We start from the raw sequence: 19,439 nt of genomic DNA, 5'->3' as shown, positions 1-19,439 counted from the left end.
GTCAGGTTTTCTTATTGTCTATATCATTATTTTTGAGTGACCTGTATGTTTGCTGTTGCAGGATCGTACATATAACAATAGACTTAGAGTAGATACATTAATGAAGTGTAATTTTAAGAGTGGAGTGGGAGAAGCATGGAATTGAAAGAAGCAATCCGCAATCGCCGAAGTATCGGGAAAGTCAAGCAAGACTCTGTTGACAAAGCGCTGATTGAAGAGATATTGGAAGCAGGTACTTGGGCGCCAAACCATTGCCATACGGAACCGTGGCGGTTTTGGGTCATGACGGGCGAAGGCCGCGGACTGCTTGGAAAAGGGTACGCGGAGGTCGCGGCGTCTGAAGCTGACCCGGCATTGACGGAAGAAGAGCTGGCTGCGCTGAAAGGCGCTCAGATGAAGAAAGCCTTCCGCGCGCCGGTGGTCATCGCCGTGGCGGTTACGCCTTCGGCACAAGCCGTTGTGCCGGAGATCGAAGAGTACGCGGCTGCACACTCCGCCGTACAAAATATGCTCCTGACCGCGCACGCGCTCGGTCTGGGTGCGATCTGGCGGACGGGAGCGCCGACCTATCATGCGAAGATGCGCGAAGTTTTCGGCCTCGGCGCGAAAGAGGAGCTCGTAGGCTTCGTCTACCTCGGATATCCGGATATGGCTACGCCGGCGAAAGCGGCGCGTACCCCGTTCGCGCAAAAAACACTTTGGGTCAGCGAGTAGTCTTCGCTGACAAATAAAAACCCTCCATATCCACGATGATCGTGGGCATGGAGGGTTTTGTTTATTTGCTCTTGAGCGCAACCGCAACCTTCGCGGCGGTTTCTGCATTGTGGTACACAAGCGCGATGTTCGTCTCGAGGCTGCGCCCTTCGGTCAGCTGCTTGATGCGCGCTAGCAGGAAAGGCGTGACCTTCTTGCCGGTCACGTTCTGATCTTTGGCTTCAGCAAGCGCCTGCTGGATGAAGCTTTCGATCTCAACATGGTCCATGGCGGATTCCACAGGGACCGGGTTGGCGATGATGGCGCCGCCGGCAAGGCCGAGCTCCCACTTCGTGCGGAGCATGGCCGCAATGCCTGCTGCCTCATCGAGGCGGAAGTCTACGCCGTAGCCGCTTTCGCGGGCGTAGAAGGACGGGAACTCGCTCGTTTTGTAGCCAACCACGGGAACACCGTGGGTTTCCAAATATTCGAGCGTGCGCCCAATATCGAGAATGGACTTCACGCCTGCGCAGACAACGGCAACGTTCGTCTGTGCCAGTTCAGTCAAATCGGCGGAGACGTCCATCGTCACTTCGCCTTCGCGGTGTACGCCGCCAATGCCGCCGGTAGCGAACACTTCGATGCCCGCAAGGGCAGCACCGATCATTGTGGCTGCGACAGTTGTCGCGCCGATTTGGCCCGACGAGAGGATGTAAGGGAAGTCGCGGCGGCTGACTTTTTCCACGTGAGGGTTCGTCGCGAAAGCTTCGAGCTCCTGCTCGTTCAAGCCGATTTTGATTTTACCGTCCATGATGCCAATCGTAGCTGGAACGGCGCCGTTATCACGGATGATTTGTTCGACCTTTTTGGCCATTTCTATATTTTGCGGGTAAGGCATCCCGTGAGAAATAATCGTAGTTTCTAAGGCAACAACAGGTTTATTATTCGCCAAAGCGTCTTTCACTTCATCAGTAAACGTTAGGTAAGTTGTATTCATCATTAGGATTCGTCTCCTTTGGTCAAGTGAAGTAGGGTTTGTTGCAGTCGTTCTTCCGTCAGCTCGCTCGCGACAGATTGGTCGGTTTGAAGCGTAATATGTGAAGCAGTAAGTCCATACATACACGATTCCATATAGGTGGATTGCCGCATGACCCCGTAAGCAATACCGGCGACAAAAGCATCGCCTGCACCCGTGACCTCCACAACCTTGGTGGGAATAGGGGGGAAGTGCCGCTCGCCTTCCTCGCCGGCATATATGACGCCTTGACTGCCGAGCGTAATAAAGACATGGCGGACGCCGCGAGCGCGGATCGCTCCTGCAATCGTGCTGTAATCGCTGTTGTTGCCGCCGTCGGGCGCGATGCCTGCCAGCTGGCAAGCCTCTTCCCAGTTAGGGAAGATAGCCGTTACGCCGTGCAGATCTTGCGGGAGCTTTTTAGCCTTTTCCGAAGACACGGGATCGATAAATAGCGGCAGGTTTTCTTCTTTGCATCGATCAATCAGCTCGGCGAGCGTCTCGGCGGGCAAATTCGTATCCGCAATGATGAGCTTGGCTGAAGCCACATGCGGCCATTTGTCGCGCAGCAAAGCAGGTGTACATTTATCGTAGATATCCATATTGGCAAAAGCGAGAAACATCTCGCCTGTCGCGTCGAGCAGCGCCGTGTACGTTCCGGTGTTCTCACCTTGGAGTACGATGGCTTGACTGACATCAACGCCGCGCTTTCGCGTTTCTTCCAGTACCCATTGGCCTGCCTTATCATCGCCAACAACCGTGAGCAGCGCCGCCTGGCAAGCTAGTCCCGCCAGCGTCTCCGCGATATTGCGCGCAACGCCGCCGCAGGACTCCGTCACCGTGACTGGATTCGAAGAGGCCAGACGGATGGCTTGCTTGCTAGTCGCTTTGCTGTCTAGGTTCGCACCGCCGATACATATGACCGTATTCTCATCCGAGGTCACGTATGCGCGCCCGCGGATCGTCCCTTTCTTAGTCAGGGCCGCGATGTAGCCGGCGACAGCGGATCGGGAAATGCCGATGATGCTGGCCATTTCATGCTGAGAGATGAATGGATTCTGACGAATGAGTGCTAAAATTTGCTGTTCACGATCCATGAAATGACTCCTTTCGATCGTAGACTATCTCTAGTTTATATCAGGTTCGGACAAATGTCCAACTAACAAACATTTGTCCTTAAAGTGTTCGCAAATGAAAAAGAGCCTGCCTCCCGAAACCGGGAACAGTGCTCCTAGAATGGCTTATTCCGAATAAGAAGACTCCGAACGGCTTCGGATACCGAGCAGCCCCAGCAGTCCCAACAGGCCGATATAGCTCCATCCGCCCCAGCCCTTATTTGTTTTGTCCTGTGTAGGAACCATTAAGGCTTTCATCGAGGTTGGCGGTGTAAGTCCATATGCCGCGGCATGTTGCTTCATATCCGTAGTCATATGCAGTCTTGCCTCTGCCCCAGGCATACCGAATGGATTGGTCTGATAAAAAGTGGGCGAACCTTGCTTGGCCGCCTCCCAGCTTTCAGCAGAGGAGATCATTTGCTGATTATGAGGATGCTTGCGATAATGATGAGCCCCAAGCAGGACGGTAATACACAGAAATGAAATCAAAGCCAGTTTCATAAATCGGGGAAACATATTCCATACCTCCAAGCACTTCTTAAATAGTGGCCTGTAAATGCAGGTAGGATTAGCTTCCCCAATGCCTGAAAACTTATGTATTTAATAAATGATGACAAACTTATTGATTAATGAATTTCTCAAAAACGAAGCCGAAATCCTTCACTTTGTATTGCTTATGCGTGCTCACGAGCCAGTCGAAAGCGCCTTGATTCACCTGCTTGAATTCCTCAGAGAGCTTCTGCCCTTCGGTTTTCGTCGTACGGTTTAATGTGGCGGAAGCCAGCTCGATACTTTGCTTCGCGTAATCCAGGAAGTGCTCATTTTCCTGTGTGATTTCGGAAATTTTAAACAGAGCTTTATACAAGTCTTTCAGTTCTTCAACATGCTTTTTGTGGACATCAATCGAGAAATGGACAGAACCCAGCACGAATTTGATCTCCACATCGAGATCGACCGTACCTGCTGTTTCGAAAGATACTTGGGAGAGGGCATATTTGCTGTAAGGGTAACGGTTCAGCACCCGTTTCTTGCTTATGGCGCTCGTGCCGTCGAGATGAATTAATGCTTGGTTCGTGAAGCAATATTCATCCGATTTGGATTTAATCAAAAAGAAAATTTTCTCGTTATCCTCATGCATAACATAATCATCGGCATCGACCTTATCGTAATTTTCAGGCTTGATCACGGAACCTACATCACTTAACCCCAGAATATCAGCTGCTACTTTACCAAACATAAAATCAACCCTCTCATGAACAAATAAATACCTATTTAGTATAGTACAAAATATGGAAAGCAGGCGAGTGTTATGACGCAAAAAAAAGGCTACCCAGAAGTAGAAACATCTACTTGAGGATAGCCTTTGTACTATTTAGTAACCGTCACTTGAACTGTTGTTCTCATGTTGGAATATGTCACCGTAATTCTTGCTGTTCCTTTGCCGGTTGCTTTGATGATGCCGTCTTTCACATCTGCGATCATGATATTCGAGGATGTCCACAAAGCTGGTTTCGTTACATCTTCTTCAGATCCGTCCGTGTATGTGGCTAGAGCGTTAATGTTGGCTGTGCTGCCTTCTTTGAGCTCAACTTTGACCACATCGGTTTTTAAATATTTCAAGGAGTCGATTTCCACAGGAATCGCAACCATTTTGCCACCAAAGGACCCGGTGATCGTTGTTTTACCAGAAGCTGTAGGTGTGAAAAGTCCATTTGTCACGGTACCCAGCTTATAGGCGCTAACTTTCCATGTCGCTGATTCCGTGACATCTTTCGTTGTACCGTTTGACAGCGTTGCTGTCAATTTAATTTGGACTTGATCGCCCCGTTTTGTGACGATGAACGTCTTGTCTGCCGTAAGTCCTGCAACTACGCCGATTTCGACCGGAATCGAAACGCTTTTGCCGCCGTAAGTTGCCGTAATGGTTGCTTTCCCTCGTGATACCGGAGTTACAACCCCTTTGGATACCGATACAATTGCGTTATTGCTTGTTTTCCACTCGGCATCATTGGTAACTGTACGCGATGCGCCTGAGGAATCGGTAGCCGTCAGAACAATCGTGCGTGTTTCATTCATGTCAAAAACCAGATTAGGTACATTCGCCGTTAGATCACTTGCCATATCGATTTGAACCGAAATCGTAACTGTTTTGCTGTCTAGTTGAGCAGTCAATGTAGCTTCTCCAGAAGCTATAGCTTTCACGACTCCGCCGTCGACGGTCGCGGTTTTCGCATTGCTGCTTGTCCAGATCACGTCGGAAGTAACATCTTTTTTCGTTTCATCCGTGTAAAGCGCTTCGGCTTTCAAGTTCACGGTGTCGCCTTTTTTCATAATCAGCTTCTCTTGGCTGACCGTAAGGCTCTTCAGAACACCAACAGACACTTGAATGACCGCTGTGCGCGTTCCATATTTCGCCGTAATGGTCGCTGCGCCTGTAGCAAGACCGAAGATTTCGCCATTCTGTGCTTCCGCAATGTCCTTGGAGCTAGTTGTCCACTCCGCTTTGTTCGTGACATCCACCTCGCGGCCGTCCTTGAAAGAGGCCATCAAAGTGACTTTATCGGAACCGCCGATTTGTAGATTAACGGTTTTTTTGCTTGGTTTGATCATTGTAGGGATATCAACTTCCACTTTCGTAGTTGTTGTTTTGCCGCCATATTGCGCAGTTATTGTAGCGACACCAGGTTTGTAAGTTGTGACTTTTCCTTTGATAACGAAAGCTACATTCTCATCATCTACGCTCCAGTCAGCGCTATCCGTAACGACTGAGCTTGTGCCATCGGCATAGGTAGCGTGAAGGACCAGAAGCTGCTCTTGTCCTGTCTGTAAGGAAACAAGATCGGTATCTACAACCAAGCGGCGCGGAACTTCCACGTCTACATTGGCTACAACAGCTTTATCTCCGTATTTCGCGTAAATCTTCGCTTCGCCAATCGCGATTGCGGAGAGCTTACCTTTGGAAACTTGAACGATATCCGCATCACTGGACGCCCACTCGGCGCGATCTGTGATATCTTCCGTTTTGCCGTCGGCATACGTAGCGGTTAATTTCAATACGCCAGTAGTATCTTTCTTCAGAAGCAAATTCTGTTTATCTAATTCGAGTTTGAGCGTACTATCCACGTCAACCGTAATTGTCGTAGATTTGGTGCCGTAAGTTGCTGTCAGGTTGGCTGTGCCCACGCTGTAGCCTGTAACTTTACCTTTGATAGCGTCGGCGACATTAGGTTTATCTGTCGTCCAAACGACTTTCTCTGAAACGTCGGCCATATCGCCGTTTGGATAAGTTGCCATTATTTTAATGTCAGCTGTTCCGTTCAAAAGCAAGGAAACGGTTGAGCTCTCCGCGTCAATACGGCGGACAACCTCAACATCAACAGGTACCGTCAGGGATTGATTCATATATTTGACCGTTACAGTTGCGCTGCCTGGATTTTGTCCTTTGACCAAACCATTGGTAACAGTAACGATGGAGCTTGTATCTACTGTGTAGTCTGCTTTACTCGTCACATCCTCAGATGTGCCGTCATCGTAATAAGCGGTAATTAATAGTTGATCTGTGCCATTCAGACGAAGCTCGAGAGAGCGTTTGTCAGTCGTTAACGATTTTACTTTTTTGCTTACAGTGACATTCACGATTTCGGTTTTACCCATATATGTAGCGGTAATCACAGCTTTTCCTTCTTTTTTGGCTGTCACTACACCTGCATAAACGGAAGCAACGTCTGTCGTACCGGAATTCCAATCCGTTTTGACCGTTGCATTCTCGGTAGATCCACTTACGAAAATAGCGGTCGCTGTTAGATTCGCAGTATCCCCAACTTGCAAAGCAAGCTCATTCTTGTTCAGGACGAGTTTGGAAATCTCATCAGCGGCAAAGGCGTTTCCTGCGATTAAAGATTGACTGGCTAAAATGAAAATGAATACCAAGGATAACCACTTGCTGTGTCTAAACCTCACGTTAATAATCCCTCCGATATCGTTCCGTAATTAAGTTATGAATGAAAAACTGGGAACCTAATTAGTATCGGATAATCAGGGCTCGAAATGAATAGCTGTCACAATATCTACCGAATTTTAACCTTGGGATGATAAAAAAAGTTTCGCTTTTTCATAAAACAACTTAAAACAATTAATAAAAATAAAATAAATAAAAATTAGTTGTGTTTATTGTCTGCTTTTTGAATGACCTGTATATTTAAAAGCAGATTACTCAGGGGAGATGAGAAAATGAAGAAGATCAGATTTATAAGCATCGTTGGGAACTTGAAAATTAGCATGAAAATATTGGCGTTGAATGTGTTGGCTGTCGTTTTCCTCATCGTTCTGACGGTGACGAGCTTCTTTTTTCTCAGTGAAATCAACAAGAAAGCGGAAAAGATGTACCAAAGCGATTATTTGCCAACAATTTGGATCAATGAAGTGGAGAGTAGCGTACATACGATAAACGACAGGCTCCTGGAGCATGTCTTAACACCGGATAACCACTACAAGGATGTACTAGATAATGAGATCAGCAAGACGCGTGTCAAAACCAATCAATTATTGAAAGATTACGAAGTATCCCTGGAAGGAGAGCCTGTAGGGACTTTATGGATATCCAAGTTAAAAGAGGCGCTAATCTCTTATGAGGAAAATCAGCGAAAAGTGGAGTCTCTGTCGGAGTCGGGGCAGACCCAAGAGGCATATCAGTACTATAAAACACACATCAAAGGCACGATGGATGATATCCACGGTTATGTGGAGAGCTTGCTGAACGACCGTTTGGAAACTTCAGAGGCAATAAACAAAGAACGTAACCAGCAGTACCGACATCTGATCTGGACATTGATCATATCCTCGGTTTGTGCAATCGGCATCTTTTATGTGATAGGAAGATGGCTATCAGCGCTCATTGTCAGGCCGCTGCATGTTATGCAGGGGCTCATGGCCGAAGCGGAGGCGGGGAACCTTTCTCTGTCCATTGACGGGGCTGTTTCGAAGGATGAGGTTGGCAATTTGCAGCGCTCGTTCCAATCCATGTTAATCAGCCTGCGGGCGTTTATCGGGAATGTTCAGCAAGGCGCGCAGGTCCTCACCCAGCAGGCCGAACAGTTCGCCAGCCATGCGGAGCAAAGCAAATTGGCTGCGGAAACGATCGCTGTTTCAACAGACTCCTTGTCGCAAGGCATTCAGGAGCAAGTGGCTATTGTCACAGAGACGTTATCTACCATCCAAGTTGTGAAGGAGGATATGGCTGCTATTAGCGCAGACAGCCGTCATATGGCGCAGTTGGCTGAATCGGCAGCAGATGTGTCATTAGCCGGTATGGAGGCTGTAGGGAGAATGCGGGAGCGGATTGGGCTCGTTTCTGACAAAGTTTCGGCGGCAGGGACGATTGCGAACGAATTGCGTGACAGCTGTGGCCAAATAGGTTCCATCATTCGCGTCATTACGGAAATTGCGAAGCAAACCAATATGCTGGCATTGAATGCTTCTATCGAGGCCGCCAGAGCAGGGGAGGCGGGCAAAGGTTTCAGCATTGTAGCGGGAGAGGTGCAGAAGCTGTCTGGACAAACGAATGATGCGGCGAAACAGATTGCAAGCCTTCTTCGTGAGATTGAAGACAAGGCCGGGGATGTGGATACGGCGATGTTTCAAGGGATGAAACTGACGGAAGATGGCGTGATCGCTTCACAACAAGTGAACGACTCGCTGCTGTCGATGAAGCAAGCTTTTGGCGGGGTCCTAATGAAAGTGGAGGATGTGAGTGCAGCGATCGCCCAAGTCACGACCCGCAGCGACGAAGTCGTTACGCATATGGAGCGCGTTACGGAGTCTGCGAACATAGGAGCGGCTGCGAGCCAGGATTCAGCGGCAGCCAATGAAGAGCAGCTCGCCATGATGGAGGAGATCTCCACCTCCTCCAGGTCGTTGTCCGACATGGCAGGACAGCTTCGGGAAGCAGTTGACCGTTTCCGGGTGTAAACGATTAAAGGATAGAGCCGCCAGTAGTCTTCTGGCACTCTATCCTTTTTTCCTATGTGTTCATCCACGTTTAACGACTTTGAAATTTTCCTCCAGGAGCAGCCAGTTTTGAGGGAATCTAAGGCCCAGCTTCCAATAACTGATACCGCGTAAGCCCAGTTCTTTCAGCAAACGGAACTTTGCCTGTATGGAGCGGGCATCCTCAAACCAGACTGTATGCTCTTTGCCGGCATCATCCCAATAATTGAAGTGAGGAGCCTGCGCTGAGTAATCGTATAAAATCTGCGCATTGTATTTGCGGGCCAAATCAATCGCAGCTTGCGGGGAGACGGCTTTGGCGAACGGACCGCCTTTCACGAAAGGCAGCGTCCAATCATAGCCGTACAGGTTCTGGCCCATCATCACTTTGGATGCCGGCATTTCACTTATGGCATATTCGAGGACTTTGCGCACGGGACCGATGGGAGAGACCGCCATAGGGGGACCGCCGCTATAGCCCCATTCGTACGTCATAATGATAACAAAGTCTGCGATTTGACCATGCGCTCTATAGTCGTGAGCGGAGTACCACTCGCCCGCTTGGGTGGCGCTTGTTTTGGGCGCGAGCGCCGTCGACATCAGGTAGCCTTGCTGATGGATCAGATCGGCCGCCTTCCGCAGGAAGCGGTTGTAGGCATCGCGATCATTCGGATATAGATGCTCTATATCGAAGTGAATATCTTTGAAGCCAAGCTCTTTGGCCGTGGATAGAATCGTTTGGAGCAAGCGGTTCTGAACGGTTTCGTCCGTGAGAATCACATGCCCAAGCTCCGCACTGAACTGATCCTTCTCCAGGTTGGTCACAACCATCATCAGGGTGGCCCCATGCTGCGAGGCGATGCCGCCGAGATCGTCGAGAGGAGGAGGCTGCAAAGTCCCATCCCGCTGAATGCGGAAGGAGAAAGGGGCTAAGTAAGTAAGGTGCGGAACTGCTTCCCTGGCGGCTTGCGTCAGGGCTGGTGACACTTCGTTCCCCCTTGCTTCCAAGTAGGCATTTACTTCCGCTTGTGTGCGGGGAGCTGGCGGGATATATAATCGGAAGCCGACGGGTAAAGGCTGGTACAGGGTGAGTCCATTGATAGATGCAAGTTCGTGGAGGTCAAGACCGAGCTTATGAACAATCGAATAGAGGCTTTCGCCGGGCTGTACCCAATAGTACGAGCCTACGATTGGAATGACCAATGCCTGTCCGATGACCAGTGATTGGCTGGGCGTCATCTCATTGGCTGCTGCAATCGTATCCACGGACACACCGTATGTTTGCGAAATGCGATATAACGTTTGTCCCCTTTGGACAACGTGGATTTGCATGGGGATTCCTCACTTTTCTTACGTAAGCAAGGAACCGGATCCGAGCCTACTTTTTCTTTACCATATTCCAAATCGGGCGAGTGGGTGTATGTCTACACACAAACAATTGTCGAAAAGGCATGCATATCTTACACACCAGCGAAGATAATAGAATAACTGGAAACTTATTCTTCATAAGGATGCTGCACATGCCACAGAAACCCCGCCGTCAAATCGCTTTCGTCAGTTTATTAGGCATTACCCAGCTGCATTTGCGGAACCCCTATATCATTGCTTGGTGGTCTGCGGCTTTCCCGGGTTTCGGACATTTGCTGCTATCCAAGTACTTTCGCGGCTTCATGCTGATTGGTTGGGAGATGCTGATTAACAGCCAAATGCATTTGAACGAAGCTATTGTGTATACCTTCACGGGGCAATTCGAGAAAGCCAATGAGGTATTAAACATTCGCTGGATGTCTCTCTATGCTCCTGTTTATTTATTTTCCATCTATGACAGCTATCGCACCGCTGTGGATATGAATCATCACTATTTGCTTGCCAGGCGGGAGAACGCGCCGATTGAACCCTTCAAAATGTCTGGCATGGAAATAAACTACTTAGACAAACGCTCCCCTTGGCTAGCCGTTGTCTGGTCGCTGCTGATGCCGGGCATGGGGCAGCTCTATACCCAACGTATTATTAATGCCTTCTTTGTTCTTGGGAACTGGATCCTTGTATCCTATTGGTCCCATTTACTTGAAGGAATTCATTATCTCTTGTATTGGGACCTATCTAGAGCGAGCAGCGTTCTACATATGCACTGGATTCTATTTCTGCCTTCCATTTATGGGTTTGCTGTTTATGATGCTTACGTCAATACGGTCGAATATAACAAGCTATTTGATCATGAACAGGCAGTGATGTTAAAAAGCAGCTACCAACCCTCACAGTTTTCATTTCCTAAATCACCGCTTCGAAAATAAGGAGGATACCATGCATGTCATAGCATCATTTGAACATTCCATTTATTTGGAGCTGGCGATAACGGCTGTTGAAGAAGCGGGTATTCTTAAGGAAAATATCTATGCAGTCCCGCTGCAGGAGAGACCCGGCAAGCCGGGGATGTTCGACAGCATCCATGGATCGGACGGCATTAGTTTATTTGATGCGGGCGCGGCTTTGGCAACAGCCTTCACGGTTATAGGCTCTACCTATGGTTTTGTGTTAAAAGGAGGAGCGATTCTTTGGGGGCTGATTGGCGCAGCAGCGGGGTTTACGATCGGGGTGATTATTGATATTTTGCATAAAAAGAAGAAAGGAGTGAAACATCCGGCGCCGGGCAAAAAGACCGAAGTGGTCGTTCTCGTCAACTGCACCAAAGAGGAGGCGAAGTACATCCAGACGATGTTTTGGGAACATATGGCGTTGGGTGTGGCCGTTTGCGATTGATGGGTACTATTGGTAAATAGTACTTTTTGAGATGTGTTCATTCTCCTATACTAAGTATCAAGAGCAAGATACTAAACGGTTGCAGCAGCAGCCACAGGAGGATTTCAGAGATGATACTCAATACTCGCAAACGGAATACAACGGCATTTACATTTATGGCATGGGCATCTTTTATCGGCGCTTTTCTTGCCATGTTTATCGGAATATATACGTTGGAGGAATCACTAAGTGTAAAAGGTTATTTTGCCGTCTGCGCTTTATTCCTGACGATGTCGGCGTTCGTGCTGCAGAAGGTTATTCGCGATAATTTGGAAGACAGCTATGATTCCCGGAAACGAAACACATCGGCTTTCACCTTCCTGGCCTGGAGCTCTTTCGCTCTTGCGCTGCTCGGCATGTTCATCGGCATCATTAATCTCGAACAACTGCTTTCTGTAAAAGGGTATTACGCGGTTACTGCCTTATTTCTTACGATGTCTTCTTTCGTGCTTCAAAAAACAGTGCGTGACAACAACGACGACGCTCCGCTGCAAGCTGTAGAAAAAGTTTCCGAAGAACTGTAGGACAAACGAGTTTTTTCTAAAAGGGGCGAAGTCGTTCCTCCTTGTCTCAGGGTTAAATGGAAGCAATTCGGGCATATTGGGAAATAGGAGATTTCATGCAGAAAGGCTGAGTACCATGACCGTGGAACGGGTAATTTTGATCGCCATTTGGATCGTTTGCATCATTATCATACCGATTAAGATACCCAAACATCGGACTCGGGAAGCCGTTCTGTTATTCTTATCAACGCAAATGGTCGCTTGGATCATGAGCTTGCTGTTAGTCGAATGGCAGGCCATTGCCAATCCGATTCGTGAATTTCCTGCTGCCTCGGGGAGTAATTTCACTAATAACTACATCTTTTTCCCAATGGTCTCAACGCTGTTTGCGCTTTATTATCCAAGCCGGAAATCGGGTGTAATCAAGTTTTTTTATCATCTTCGTATCATTTTGTTCTTGGCGATTTATTTAACTTTGGTTTCCAGTTTTACGGAAATTCTGAAATATGTGCAATTCAATATCGTCCTTCATACGGTGCTCTTATGGCTGGTCTTAAATGCGGTAAGAACGTATGTGGAGTGGTTTTATCAAAGGAAGATACAAAAGGAAGGGTAGAACGACGGTTATGAATGTTAAGGTAGACTATTTCATTATCTTAGCCGTGTGGGTGATCTCGGCCATAGGAATGCTCCTTGTGCCCAAACGCGACCGTCGTAAAGCGCATGTTGCGTTTCTATTTCAGCAATTTTTAAGCTGGATTCTGGGCCTTATCGTTGTGGAACACAAATGGCTGGAATATCCGGTTAGAGAGCTTCAGCGCAACTACTCGAGTCTCACGTTTGAATTTATCGGCTATCCGATCATTGCCGTTTATTTGAATATTTATTATCCGAAGGTGAAAAAGGGGTGGGCTCGCTTTCTCTTCGTGCTGGCCTTTCCGACAGCGATTACGGTGATTGAGGTTATCCTTGAAGCGCAAACCCAGCTGATCAAATATCATACTTGGAGCTGGTATTGGACGTTCATTAGCATATGGGCGACTCTTCAGCTATCCCTTGTGTTTAATCATTGGTTTTTTGCGCGTGATGATGGGGGGAAGCAGCCAGAGGTGCAGCGTTAGTGTTGTAAAGCAAGCGTGGCTGCTGCGGCGGGTAGCGTAATCGCGCGGTGATTCTCACTGAAACGTTGTTTTTCAGCATGAAAGTGTGGTCAATGCTCCGAAGTTATGCGGTAATGCTGTAAAACAAGCTTAACTGCTGCGGGGAAGGCCGATCCCGCCGTGTTTCTCGCTGTAACGTTGTTTATCAGTATGAAAGTGTGGTCATCGCTCGAAAGTTCTGTGGTAACGCTGTAGAACAAGCTTAACTGCTGCGGGGAAGGCCGACCCCGCCATGTTTTTCGCTGTAATGTCGTTTATCAGCATAAAAGTGTGGTCATCGCTCGAAAGTTACCGTTTGAGCACAAATCTAGCGCCCTCACTGCACTTCGTACAATGAAGGGAAAAGAAAACCGCAAAACCCCCTAACATTGCTGCACAATGTACAACATAGGGGGGCTTACATCACTAAAACAAGCTTGGCTATCCCGGGGATAGCCGCAAGAAACTAAGCCAGCTACTTCGTAGCAGCGTAGTCTTGCCTGAGGCATCGGCTCCGTCTGCCTATGTTGTACTTTCTACAACCATTTGGCCACAATTGGCTTGTTCGGATAAGCTACATTGCACTTTCTGCAACGATTTGCCCTCGAAAGTTACCGTTTGAGCACAAATCCAGCGCCTTCATTGCACTTCGTACAATGAAGGGAAAGTAAAACCGCAAAAACCCCTATCATCGTTGCACAATGTACAACATAGGGGGACTTACAGCACTAAAACAAGCTTATCTATCCCGTGGATACTCGCAAGAAATCAAGGTAGCTAACTCAAAGTACAATATAGGTATACTAGCAGTACGAGGCAGTTAATCCGCAATCAAACTTGCTAATCAACCAACCTGCTCAGCAGCCGCAGCGCAGATAAAAAAGACTGCCCCTCAGGCCATATCTGGCCTTCGAAGACAGTCTCATGGTTTGCTCGGCGCGAGTACCGCACGCCTAATCAGCAGGTAATTATGCGTTAATCAGATACTGATTAACAGTAGCCTTAATCAATTCCAAACGACCGGATTGGTTAACAATGTTGTGGCTGTTCTCAAGCGCATAAGCTTCAAGTGTTTTGAAGTTTGCTTTGCCGGACACGATATCCGCGCCGATGCCGGATTTGAAGGAAGCGTAGCGTGTGTCGAGAATGTTATCGAATACGCGGTCTTCGATCATTTTGGCAGCGACTTGCAAGCCGCGTGCGAAGGAGTCCATACCCGCAATGTGAGCATAAACCACATCAATAGGCTCGAAGGACGTACGGCGAACCTTAGCGTCAAAGTTCACGCCGCCTCTGCCGATTCCGCCTTCGTTAAGAAGGATTTCGTACATCGCAAGTGTCGTTGCGTACAGGTCAGTCGGGAACTCGTCGGTATCCCAGCCGAGCAATAGATCGCCTTGGTTCGCATCGATGGAACCAAGCACGCCGTTAATGCGGGCAACGCGAAGCTCGTGCTCGAAAGTGTGTCCAGCCAGCGTAGCATGGTTAGCTTCGAGGTTTAATTTGAAATACGGAAGCAGGTCGTATTTTTGCAAGAATGATAGCGTAGTAGCCGCATCGAAATCGTACTGATGCTTGGAAGGCTCTTTCGGCTTAGGTTCGATCAGGAATTGGCCGGTGTAGCCGATTTCTTTGGCATAATCAACCGCCATGTGCAGGAAGCGGGCAAGGTTGTCGAGCTCCAGACCCAGGTCCGTGTTCAGCAGCGTCTCATAACCTTCACGGCCGCCCCAGAAAACGTAGTTCTCAGCGCCAAGTTCTTTGGCATGATCCAAAGCCTTTTTCACTTGTGCAGCAGCATAAGCAAAAACTTCAGCATTATTTGTTGTAGCAGCGCCGTGCACGAAACGAGGGTTCGTGAACATATTTGCTGTGTTCCACAGCAATTTTTTGCCGGAAGCTTGCATCTTGTCTTTGATCAGACCTACGATTTCGTCCAGGTATTGGTTTGTTTCTTGCAGCGTGCTGCCTTCTGGCGCGATGTCGCGGTCATGGAAAGCGAAGTAGTCCACATCAAGAATGTGCAGCAGCTCGAAACATGCGTCAACGCGCGCTTTCGCCAGTTCAAGGCCGGAATATTGATCCCAAGCGCGAACAGCCGTACCGCTGCCGAACGGATCGGAGCCGTTAGCAGAGAAGGAGTGCCAGTAAGCGATTGCAAAACGCATATGTTCACGCATCGTTTTGCCTAGAATCACTTGGTCAGGGTTATAAAATTTAAATGCCAGCGGGTTCGTCGATGTGCGGCCTTCGTATTTGATTTGTTGGATGTTATCAAAGTAGCTCATGAATTCAGCCTCCAAAATGAGTTTATAAATGCTTATGAAGTCATCATAGCATCATTCGCAAAGTTTGTAAATTCATTAAACAAACTTAGTTAGTGCGTGAGGATGCCATTCGTGTTAAAATCAGTTCAATTACAAGAAAAGACAAGCTATTGGAGCGGTGTGGGGGCTAGTTATGAAACAAACAGGTGATTTGAATTTAGTGAAAAAAATAAATAAATCCATCGTGTTGCACCATATTCGCACGGATTCGCCGATATCCCGCGCACGGATCGCGGAGATTACAGGGCTTACGAAAGCGACGGTATCCAGCCTCGTGAACGAGTTAATCGAAAGCAGCCTGGTCGATGAAATCGGCGCCGGCGAGTCCAGCGGCGGGCGTAAGCCGATGATGCTGCTGTTCAATGGGACGGCCGGATATGCCATCGGCGTCGATCTGGGCGTCCATGATATTCTGGCTGTTTTGACAGATTTAACGGGCAAGGTGATCAGCGAAAAAAGAGTTCAACATGACAACGCATCCGTTGAATCCGTCATTCAGCTGCTGAAGGTAACGATCCGCAAGCTGATCGACAGTGCGCCGGCGAGCACTTACGGCATCATTGGCATCGGTATTGGTGTGCCGGGCATCTGCGATGATGACGGCAATCTGTTGTTCGCACCTAACTTAAGCTGGGAGAACGTGCCATTGCAAAAGGATATCGAGGAAGCGTTCGGCATTCCTGTCGTCATTGATAATGAAGCGAATGCAGGAGCTGTAGGAGAAAAGCAGTTCGGAGCGGGGAAAGATACAGCGAACCTCGTGTACATTTCGATCGGGATCGGAATTGGCGCCGGGATCATCATTAAGGGAGAGCTGTACCGTGGAGCAACCGGATTCTCCGGTGAGATCGGGCACATTTCGATCCAGCATGACGGACCGAAGTGCCGCTGCGGGAGCTTAGGCTGCTGGGAGCTGTACGCGTCCGAACATGCGCTGCTGGAGCAAGCCCGCCTGGAATTGGGAGAGCCCGCGCAGCTCGATATGCTGCTGAGCAAGGCGGAAGCCGGCGATCAGAAAGTCATTGCACTCTTCGAGCGACTCGGATATTATCTCGGCGTCGGAGTCGTTAACATCATTAACGGTTATAATCCCGAGTTCATCATTCTCGGAGGCCGCTTGGCCGGAGCGGAGAAGTGGCTCATGAAGCCGCTGCTTCAACTGTTGGAGAAACGCTCATTGCCGCTTCCACGGAAGCTGCTGAACGTGGAGTTCTCGCAGCTGAGCGACCGTTCGACGGTTCTGGGGGCGGCATCGTTTGCGGTATCGAAGTTTTTTGCCTCAACGACGGTGTCTATAGATGGTAACTAATCATTAACGTGGTTAATATATACGAAAATTGGATTTGACCATCCTATCCAACTTTATGTAAAATAAGAAGGGTTTTGAGCCTCTTATGACTCTTCCTATGACTTACAATAAAGGACGGAACTCATCGATGCTTTTACGTTCACTCGTTATTTGCTGTTATTTAATGGGCGCTTACTGGGCATCCTATCATTTTCCATCGCTCCGGATGGTCTTTTATCCCACGCTTGGTGCCTTCAGCTTTCTCTTCATGCATCGTGTGGATCAAATTAAAGATGTCGGGCGAATTACCCTTGGGGCGATTATTGCGGTCACCCTCGGAAGCGTTATGTACAGCATTAGTCATGGCACGCTCTCCTTTTTTCTAACAGCTATAATTACGATCTCACTTATTCAGGTTTTAAAATGGAACGCTGCTCCGATCTTGTCGGTGTCGTTTATTCCTTTTTTTGCGCATACGACTTCGATTTGGGCTCTACCGGTAGCCGTATTGGTTTCTCTGCTCGGACTCATCATATTTGTGTGGCTCATCGCGAAAGTCGAGCAAGTGCCGGTCGTCTCCAGATGGTCGGAAGCCTTCTCGCAGTTTCTCAGCAAGATGACCCCAACCCCAACGGCTATAAAAAAAGAACTTTAAACCAAACAAATAAAAGCGACCAGCCTAAGAACTGCTGTCGCTTTTTCGCGTAGAGGAGACTGAAAGGATGAAGCTTCACAAGGGCGAGACGTTGTTTCGTCAAGGGGAATCAGGGGGCTTATACCGGCTCAAAAGCGGACTGCTCAAAATTGTCCGTGTACACGAAGACGGTCATGCTACACTCGTGAATATCATTGTGCCAGAGGAAACGATTCCTCACCATTCACTGATTAGCCCCAAGCCTTATTATGGGACGGCAGTCGCACTGGTAGCCAGTGAAATTGAAACCATTCCTTCCGAGGACTGGTACCGTGAACTGGATCAGAACCCTGAGCGCTTCCGGATCATTGCGCAGCAGCTGCAAGAGAAGCTGCGGATGATGCAGCAGCGGATCGATCAATTGACCGAAGTAACCCCGACGGTGAAGCTGCAAAAGCTGGAACAGTGGATGCACAGCTACCTGGGCACCACGGTATTAACGGATGTGCTGACACAAGAAGAGATCGGCCAATTGATCGGGCTGCGGCGGGAAACCGTGAACCGGCTTCTACGGGAGAAGGTGGCGAAATTATAAGCTTCCGGCAGGGCCGAAGAACTCAAAGTGCCGGTCCTCTTCCGGGATACCCCACTCGCGAAGGGCGTTGTTTACAGCTTTCATGAAAGGCACGGGACCGCAGAAATAGAAGCTTGCCGCGGACGTAGGCACAACGCTTTGAAGCCAGTCCAGGCTAACGTGACCTTCTCTATGAAAAGAGTTCTCTGCCCGATCTGAGGCCGTAGGTTTATCGTAGCACCAATAAAAGCTCAGTGCTGGATGCTGTGAGGCGAGCTCCTCAATATGCCCTTTGAAGGCATGATGCTGACTGTTCTGAGCGGCATGAATGAATGTCACTTGACGCTCGGGATTCGTGGCGGCCAATGTTTGCAGCATGCTAACCATCGGTGTTAATCCTACGCCCCCGCTGATGAGCACGACAGGACGGGTATCCTGCTGATCCAAGGTGAAATCCCCCGCTGGCGCAGAAATCAGAACAACATCGCCTTCCTTTGTCTCGTTGTGCAGGAACATCGAAACTTTACCGTCCGGACGCTCGGCCATGAGATCTTCCCGTTTCACCGATATTCGGTAATAGGCCTTTCCAGGGGCGTCCGAGAGGCTGTACTGGCGGATATGTGTGTACGTGTCGTCTGGAATTTCGAGTTTGACGCTGATATATTGCCCCGGTTCAAATGTTGGGAGTGGAGCCCCGTCCTCAGGCATAAGATAAAAGGAAGTAATTACATCGCTTTCCTTCACCTTCCGAGCAATCCGAAAACGTTTAAAATCCGACCAACCGCCCGTTTGCGTTTCTGTTTGGCGATACATATCCGCTTCAACTCCGATGAAAGCATCCGCGATAATGCCATAGGCCTCGGCCCAAGCTTGCAAAATCTCCGGCGTAGCCGCTTCTCCGAGCACTTCTTGGATGGCGGCAAGCAGATGTTGGCCGACAATCGGGTAATGCTCCGGCTTCACGCCAAGGCTGCGGTGTTTATGAGCAATCTGTTTCACAACGGGCAAAATGGCTTCGAGCCGGTCAATATGAAGCGCAGCGGCGTAAACGGCATTCGCCAAAGCGGTTTGCTGCCTGCCCTGTTTTTGATTAGCATGGTTAAATATATTCAGCAGTTCGGGGTGTGAAGTGAATAACATTTCATAGAAACGTTTCGTAATGGATGTACCATGTATCTCTAATACGGGAGCTGTGGATTTAATGATGTCGATGGATTGTTGACTTAGCATAGGGACTCGCCTCACTTCAGAAAGTTTTGGTGGTTATGAGGTAAGTATAGTAAAAACCAAATGGGTGAGGTGTGATTGTAATCACATGAAAAGACAACAATCTGTGTCTGTATTCATTTCAATCTTTTTCGCGTTAT

At 48.7% G+C, this 19,439-nt stretch carries 18 protein-coding genes and 1 pseudogene; 11 read left to right on the top strand and 8 right to left on the bottom strand.

Annotated elements, in window-relative coordinates; all coding sequences use genetic code 11:
- Positions 1-135 precede the first annotated feature (135 nt).
- Positions 136-714 (top strand): nitroreductase family protein, encoded by a 579-nt coding sequence (locus AC3WTJ_RS31090; protein WP_492524987.1) that lies wholly within the window; start codon positions 136-138, stop codon positions 712-714.
- A gap of 61 nt (positions 715-775) precedes the next feature.
- Here the strand turns inward: AC3WTJ_RS31090 and AC3WTJ_RS31085 are convergent, their stop codons facing one another.
- From AC3WTJ_RS31085 to AC3WTJ_RS31065, 5 genes are all read right to left on the bottom strand, one after another.
- Positions 776-1,690, bottom strand: a complete 915-nt coding sequence (locus AC3WTJ_RS31085; RefSeq protein WP_492525058.1) for a pseudouridine-5'-phosphate glycosidase — start codon at positions 1,688-1,690, stop codon at positions 776-778.
- A gap of 2 nt (positions 1,691-1,692) precedes the next feature.
- Positions 1,693-2,805, bottom strand: a complete 1,113-nt coding sequence (locus AC3WTJ_RS31080; RefSeq protein ID WP_492524986.1) for a carbohydrate kinase — start codon at positions 2,803-2,805, stop codon at positions 1,693-1,695.
- Positions 2,806-2,949: 144 nt separating this feature from the next.
- The gene (locus AC3WTJ_RS31075; RefSeq protein WP_492524985.1) at positions 2,950-3,339 is read right to left on the bottom strand and encodes a hypothetical protein; all 390 of its coding nucleotides are present in this window, start codon (positions 3,337-3,339) and stop codon (positions 2,950-2,952) included.
- Between the two features lie 103 nt (positions 3,340-3,442).
- On the bottom strand, positions 3,443-4,060 hold the full coding sequence (locus AC3WTJ_RS31070; RefSeq protein ID WP_315955041.1) for a PH domain-containing protein: 618 nt from the start codon (positions 4,058-4,060) through the stop codon (positions 3,443-3,445).
- A 131-nt stretch (positions 4,061-4,191) separates the two neighbouring features.
- Entirely contained in the window at positions 4,192-6,783 is a 2,592-nt protein-coding gene (locus AC3WTJ_RS31065; protein WP_492524984.1) for an Ig-like domain-containing protein, read from the bottom strand.
- A gap of 270 nt (positions 6,784-7,053) precedes the next feature.
- Between AC3WTJ_RS31065 and AC3WTJ_RS31060 the strand changes: the two genes are divergently transcribed.
- A complete protein-coding gene (locus AC3WTJ_RS31060) occupies positions 7,054-8,790 on the top strand; it encodes a methyl-accepting chemotaxis protein (RefSeq protein ID WP_492524983.1) in 1,737 nt (578 codons plus the stop codon).
- Positions 8,791-8,850: 60 nt separating this feature from the next.
- Here the strand turns inward: AC3WTJ_RS31060 and AC3WTJ_RS31055 are convergent, their stop codons facing one another.
- Entirely contained in the window at positions 8,851-10,140 is a 1,290-nt protein-coding gene (locus AC3WTJ_RS31055) for a LysM peptidoglycan-binding domain-containing protein (protein ID WP_492524982.1), read from the bottom strand.
- Positions 10,141-10,328: 188 nt separating this feature from the next.
- Between AC3WTJ_RS31055 and AC3WTJ_RS31050 the strand changes: the two genes are divergently transcribed.
- The 6 genes and pseudogenes from AC3WTJ_RS31050 to AC3WTJ_RS31025 all read left to right on the top strand — a co-directional run bounded on the left by AC3WTJ_RS31050 (position 10,329) and on the right by AC3WTJ_RS31025 (position 13,231).
- A complete protein-coding gene (locus AC3WTJ_RS31050) occupies positions 10,329-11,102 on the top strand; it encodes a hypothetical protein (RefSeq protein ID WP_492524981.1) in 774 nt (257 codons plus the stop codon).
- 10 nt (positions 11,103-11,112) lie between these two features.
- Positions 11,113-11,568: a hypothetical protein gene (locus AC3WTJ_RS31045; protein WP_220138884.1), complete on the top strand. Its 456-nt coding sequence runs from the start codon at positions 11,113-11,115 to the stop codon at positions 11,566-11,568.
- 110 nt (positions 11,569-11,678) lie between these two features.
- Positions 11,679-11,888: pseudogene (locus AC3WTJ_RS31040) on the top strand (YiaA/YiaB family inner membrane protein); the annotation flags it as partial.
- Positions 11,877-12,131 (top strand): YiaA/YiaB family inner membrane protein, encoded by a 255-nt coding sequence (locus tag AC3WTJ_RS31035; RefSeq protein ID WP_492525057.1) that lies wholly within the window; start codon positions 11,877-11,879, stop codon positions 12,129-12,131. The pseudogene AC3WTJ_RS31040 and the gene AC3WTJ_RS31035, both read left to right, overlap by 12 nt.
- 115 nt (positions 12,132-12,246) lie before the next feature.
- Positions 12,247-12,726 (top strand): CBO0543 family protein, encoded by a 480-nt coding sequence (locus AC3WTJ_RS31030; protein WP_492524980.1) that lies wholly within the window; start codon positions 12,247-12,249, stop codon positions 12,724-12,726.
- Positions 12,727-12,736: 10 nt separating this feature from the next.
- A complete protein-coding gene (locus AC3WTJ_RS31025) occupies positions 12,737-13,231 on the top strand; it encodes a CBO0543 family protein (RefSeq protein WP_492524979.1) in 495 nt (164 codons plus the stop codon).
- A gap of 986 nt (positions 13,232-14,217) precedes the next feature.
- Here the strand turns inward: AC3WTJ_RS31025 and xylA are convergent.
- The gene (gene xylA, locus AC3WTJ_RS31020; RefSeq protein ID WP_492524978.1) at positions 14,218-15,537 is read right to left on the bottom strand and encodes a xylose isomerase; all 1,320 of its coding nucleotides are present in this window, start codon (positions 15,535-15,537) and stop codon (positions 14,218-14,220) included.
- A gap of 172 nt (positions 15,538-15,709) precedes the next feature.
- On the opposite strand from xylA, the gene AC3WTJ_RS31015 reads away from it, so the two are divergent.
- The 3 genes from AC3WTJ_RS31015 to AC3WTJ_RS31005 all read left to right on the top strand — a co-directional run bounded on the left by AC3WTJ_RS31015 (position 15,710) and on the right by AC3WTJ_RS31005 (position 18,093).
- Positions 15,710-16,885 (top strand): ROK family protein, encoded by a 1,176-nt coding sequence (locus tag AC3WTJ_RS31015; protein WP_315955032.1) that lies wholly within the window; start codon positions 15,710-15,712, stop codon positions 16,883-16,885.
- A gap of 127 nt (positions 16,886-17,012) precedes the next feature.
- Positions 17,013-17,519 (top strand): hypothetical protein, encoded by a 507-nt coding sequence (locus AC3WTJ_RS31010; protein WP_492524977.1) that lies wholly within the window; start codon positions 17,013-17,015, stop codon positions 17,517-17,519.
- Positions 17,520-17,586: 67 nt separating this feature from the next.
- Positions 17,587-18,093, top strand: coding sequence for a Crp/Fnr family transcriptional regulator (locus AC3WTJ_RS31005; RefSeq protein ID WP_492524976.1), 507 nt, complete (start codon positions 17,587-17,589; stop codon positions 18,091-18,093).
- On the opposite strand, the gene hmpA is transcribed toward AC3WTJ_RS31005, so the two are convergent.
- Positions 18,088-19,302 carry an NO-inducible flavohemoprotein gene (gene hmpA / locus AC3WTJ_RS31000; RefSeq protein WP_492524975.1) on the bottom strand — a complete coding sequence of 405 codons (1,215 nt, stop codon included), beginning with the start codon at positions 19,300-19,302 and terminating at the stop codon, positions 18,088-18,090. The genes AC3WTJ_RS31005 and hmpA overlap by 6 nt on opposite strands.
- Positions 19,303-19,439 lie beyond the last annotated feature (137 nt).

The organism is Paenibacillus sp. FW101-FHT12H11 (assembly GCF_058790355.1).
The sequence above is the reverse complement of the archived record's forward strand: the minus strand, read 5'-3'. Positions and strand labels throughout refer to the sequence as shown.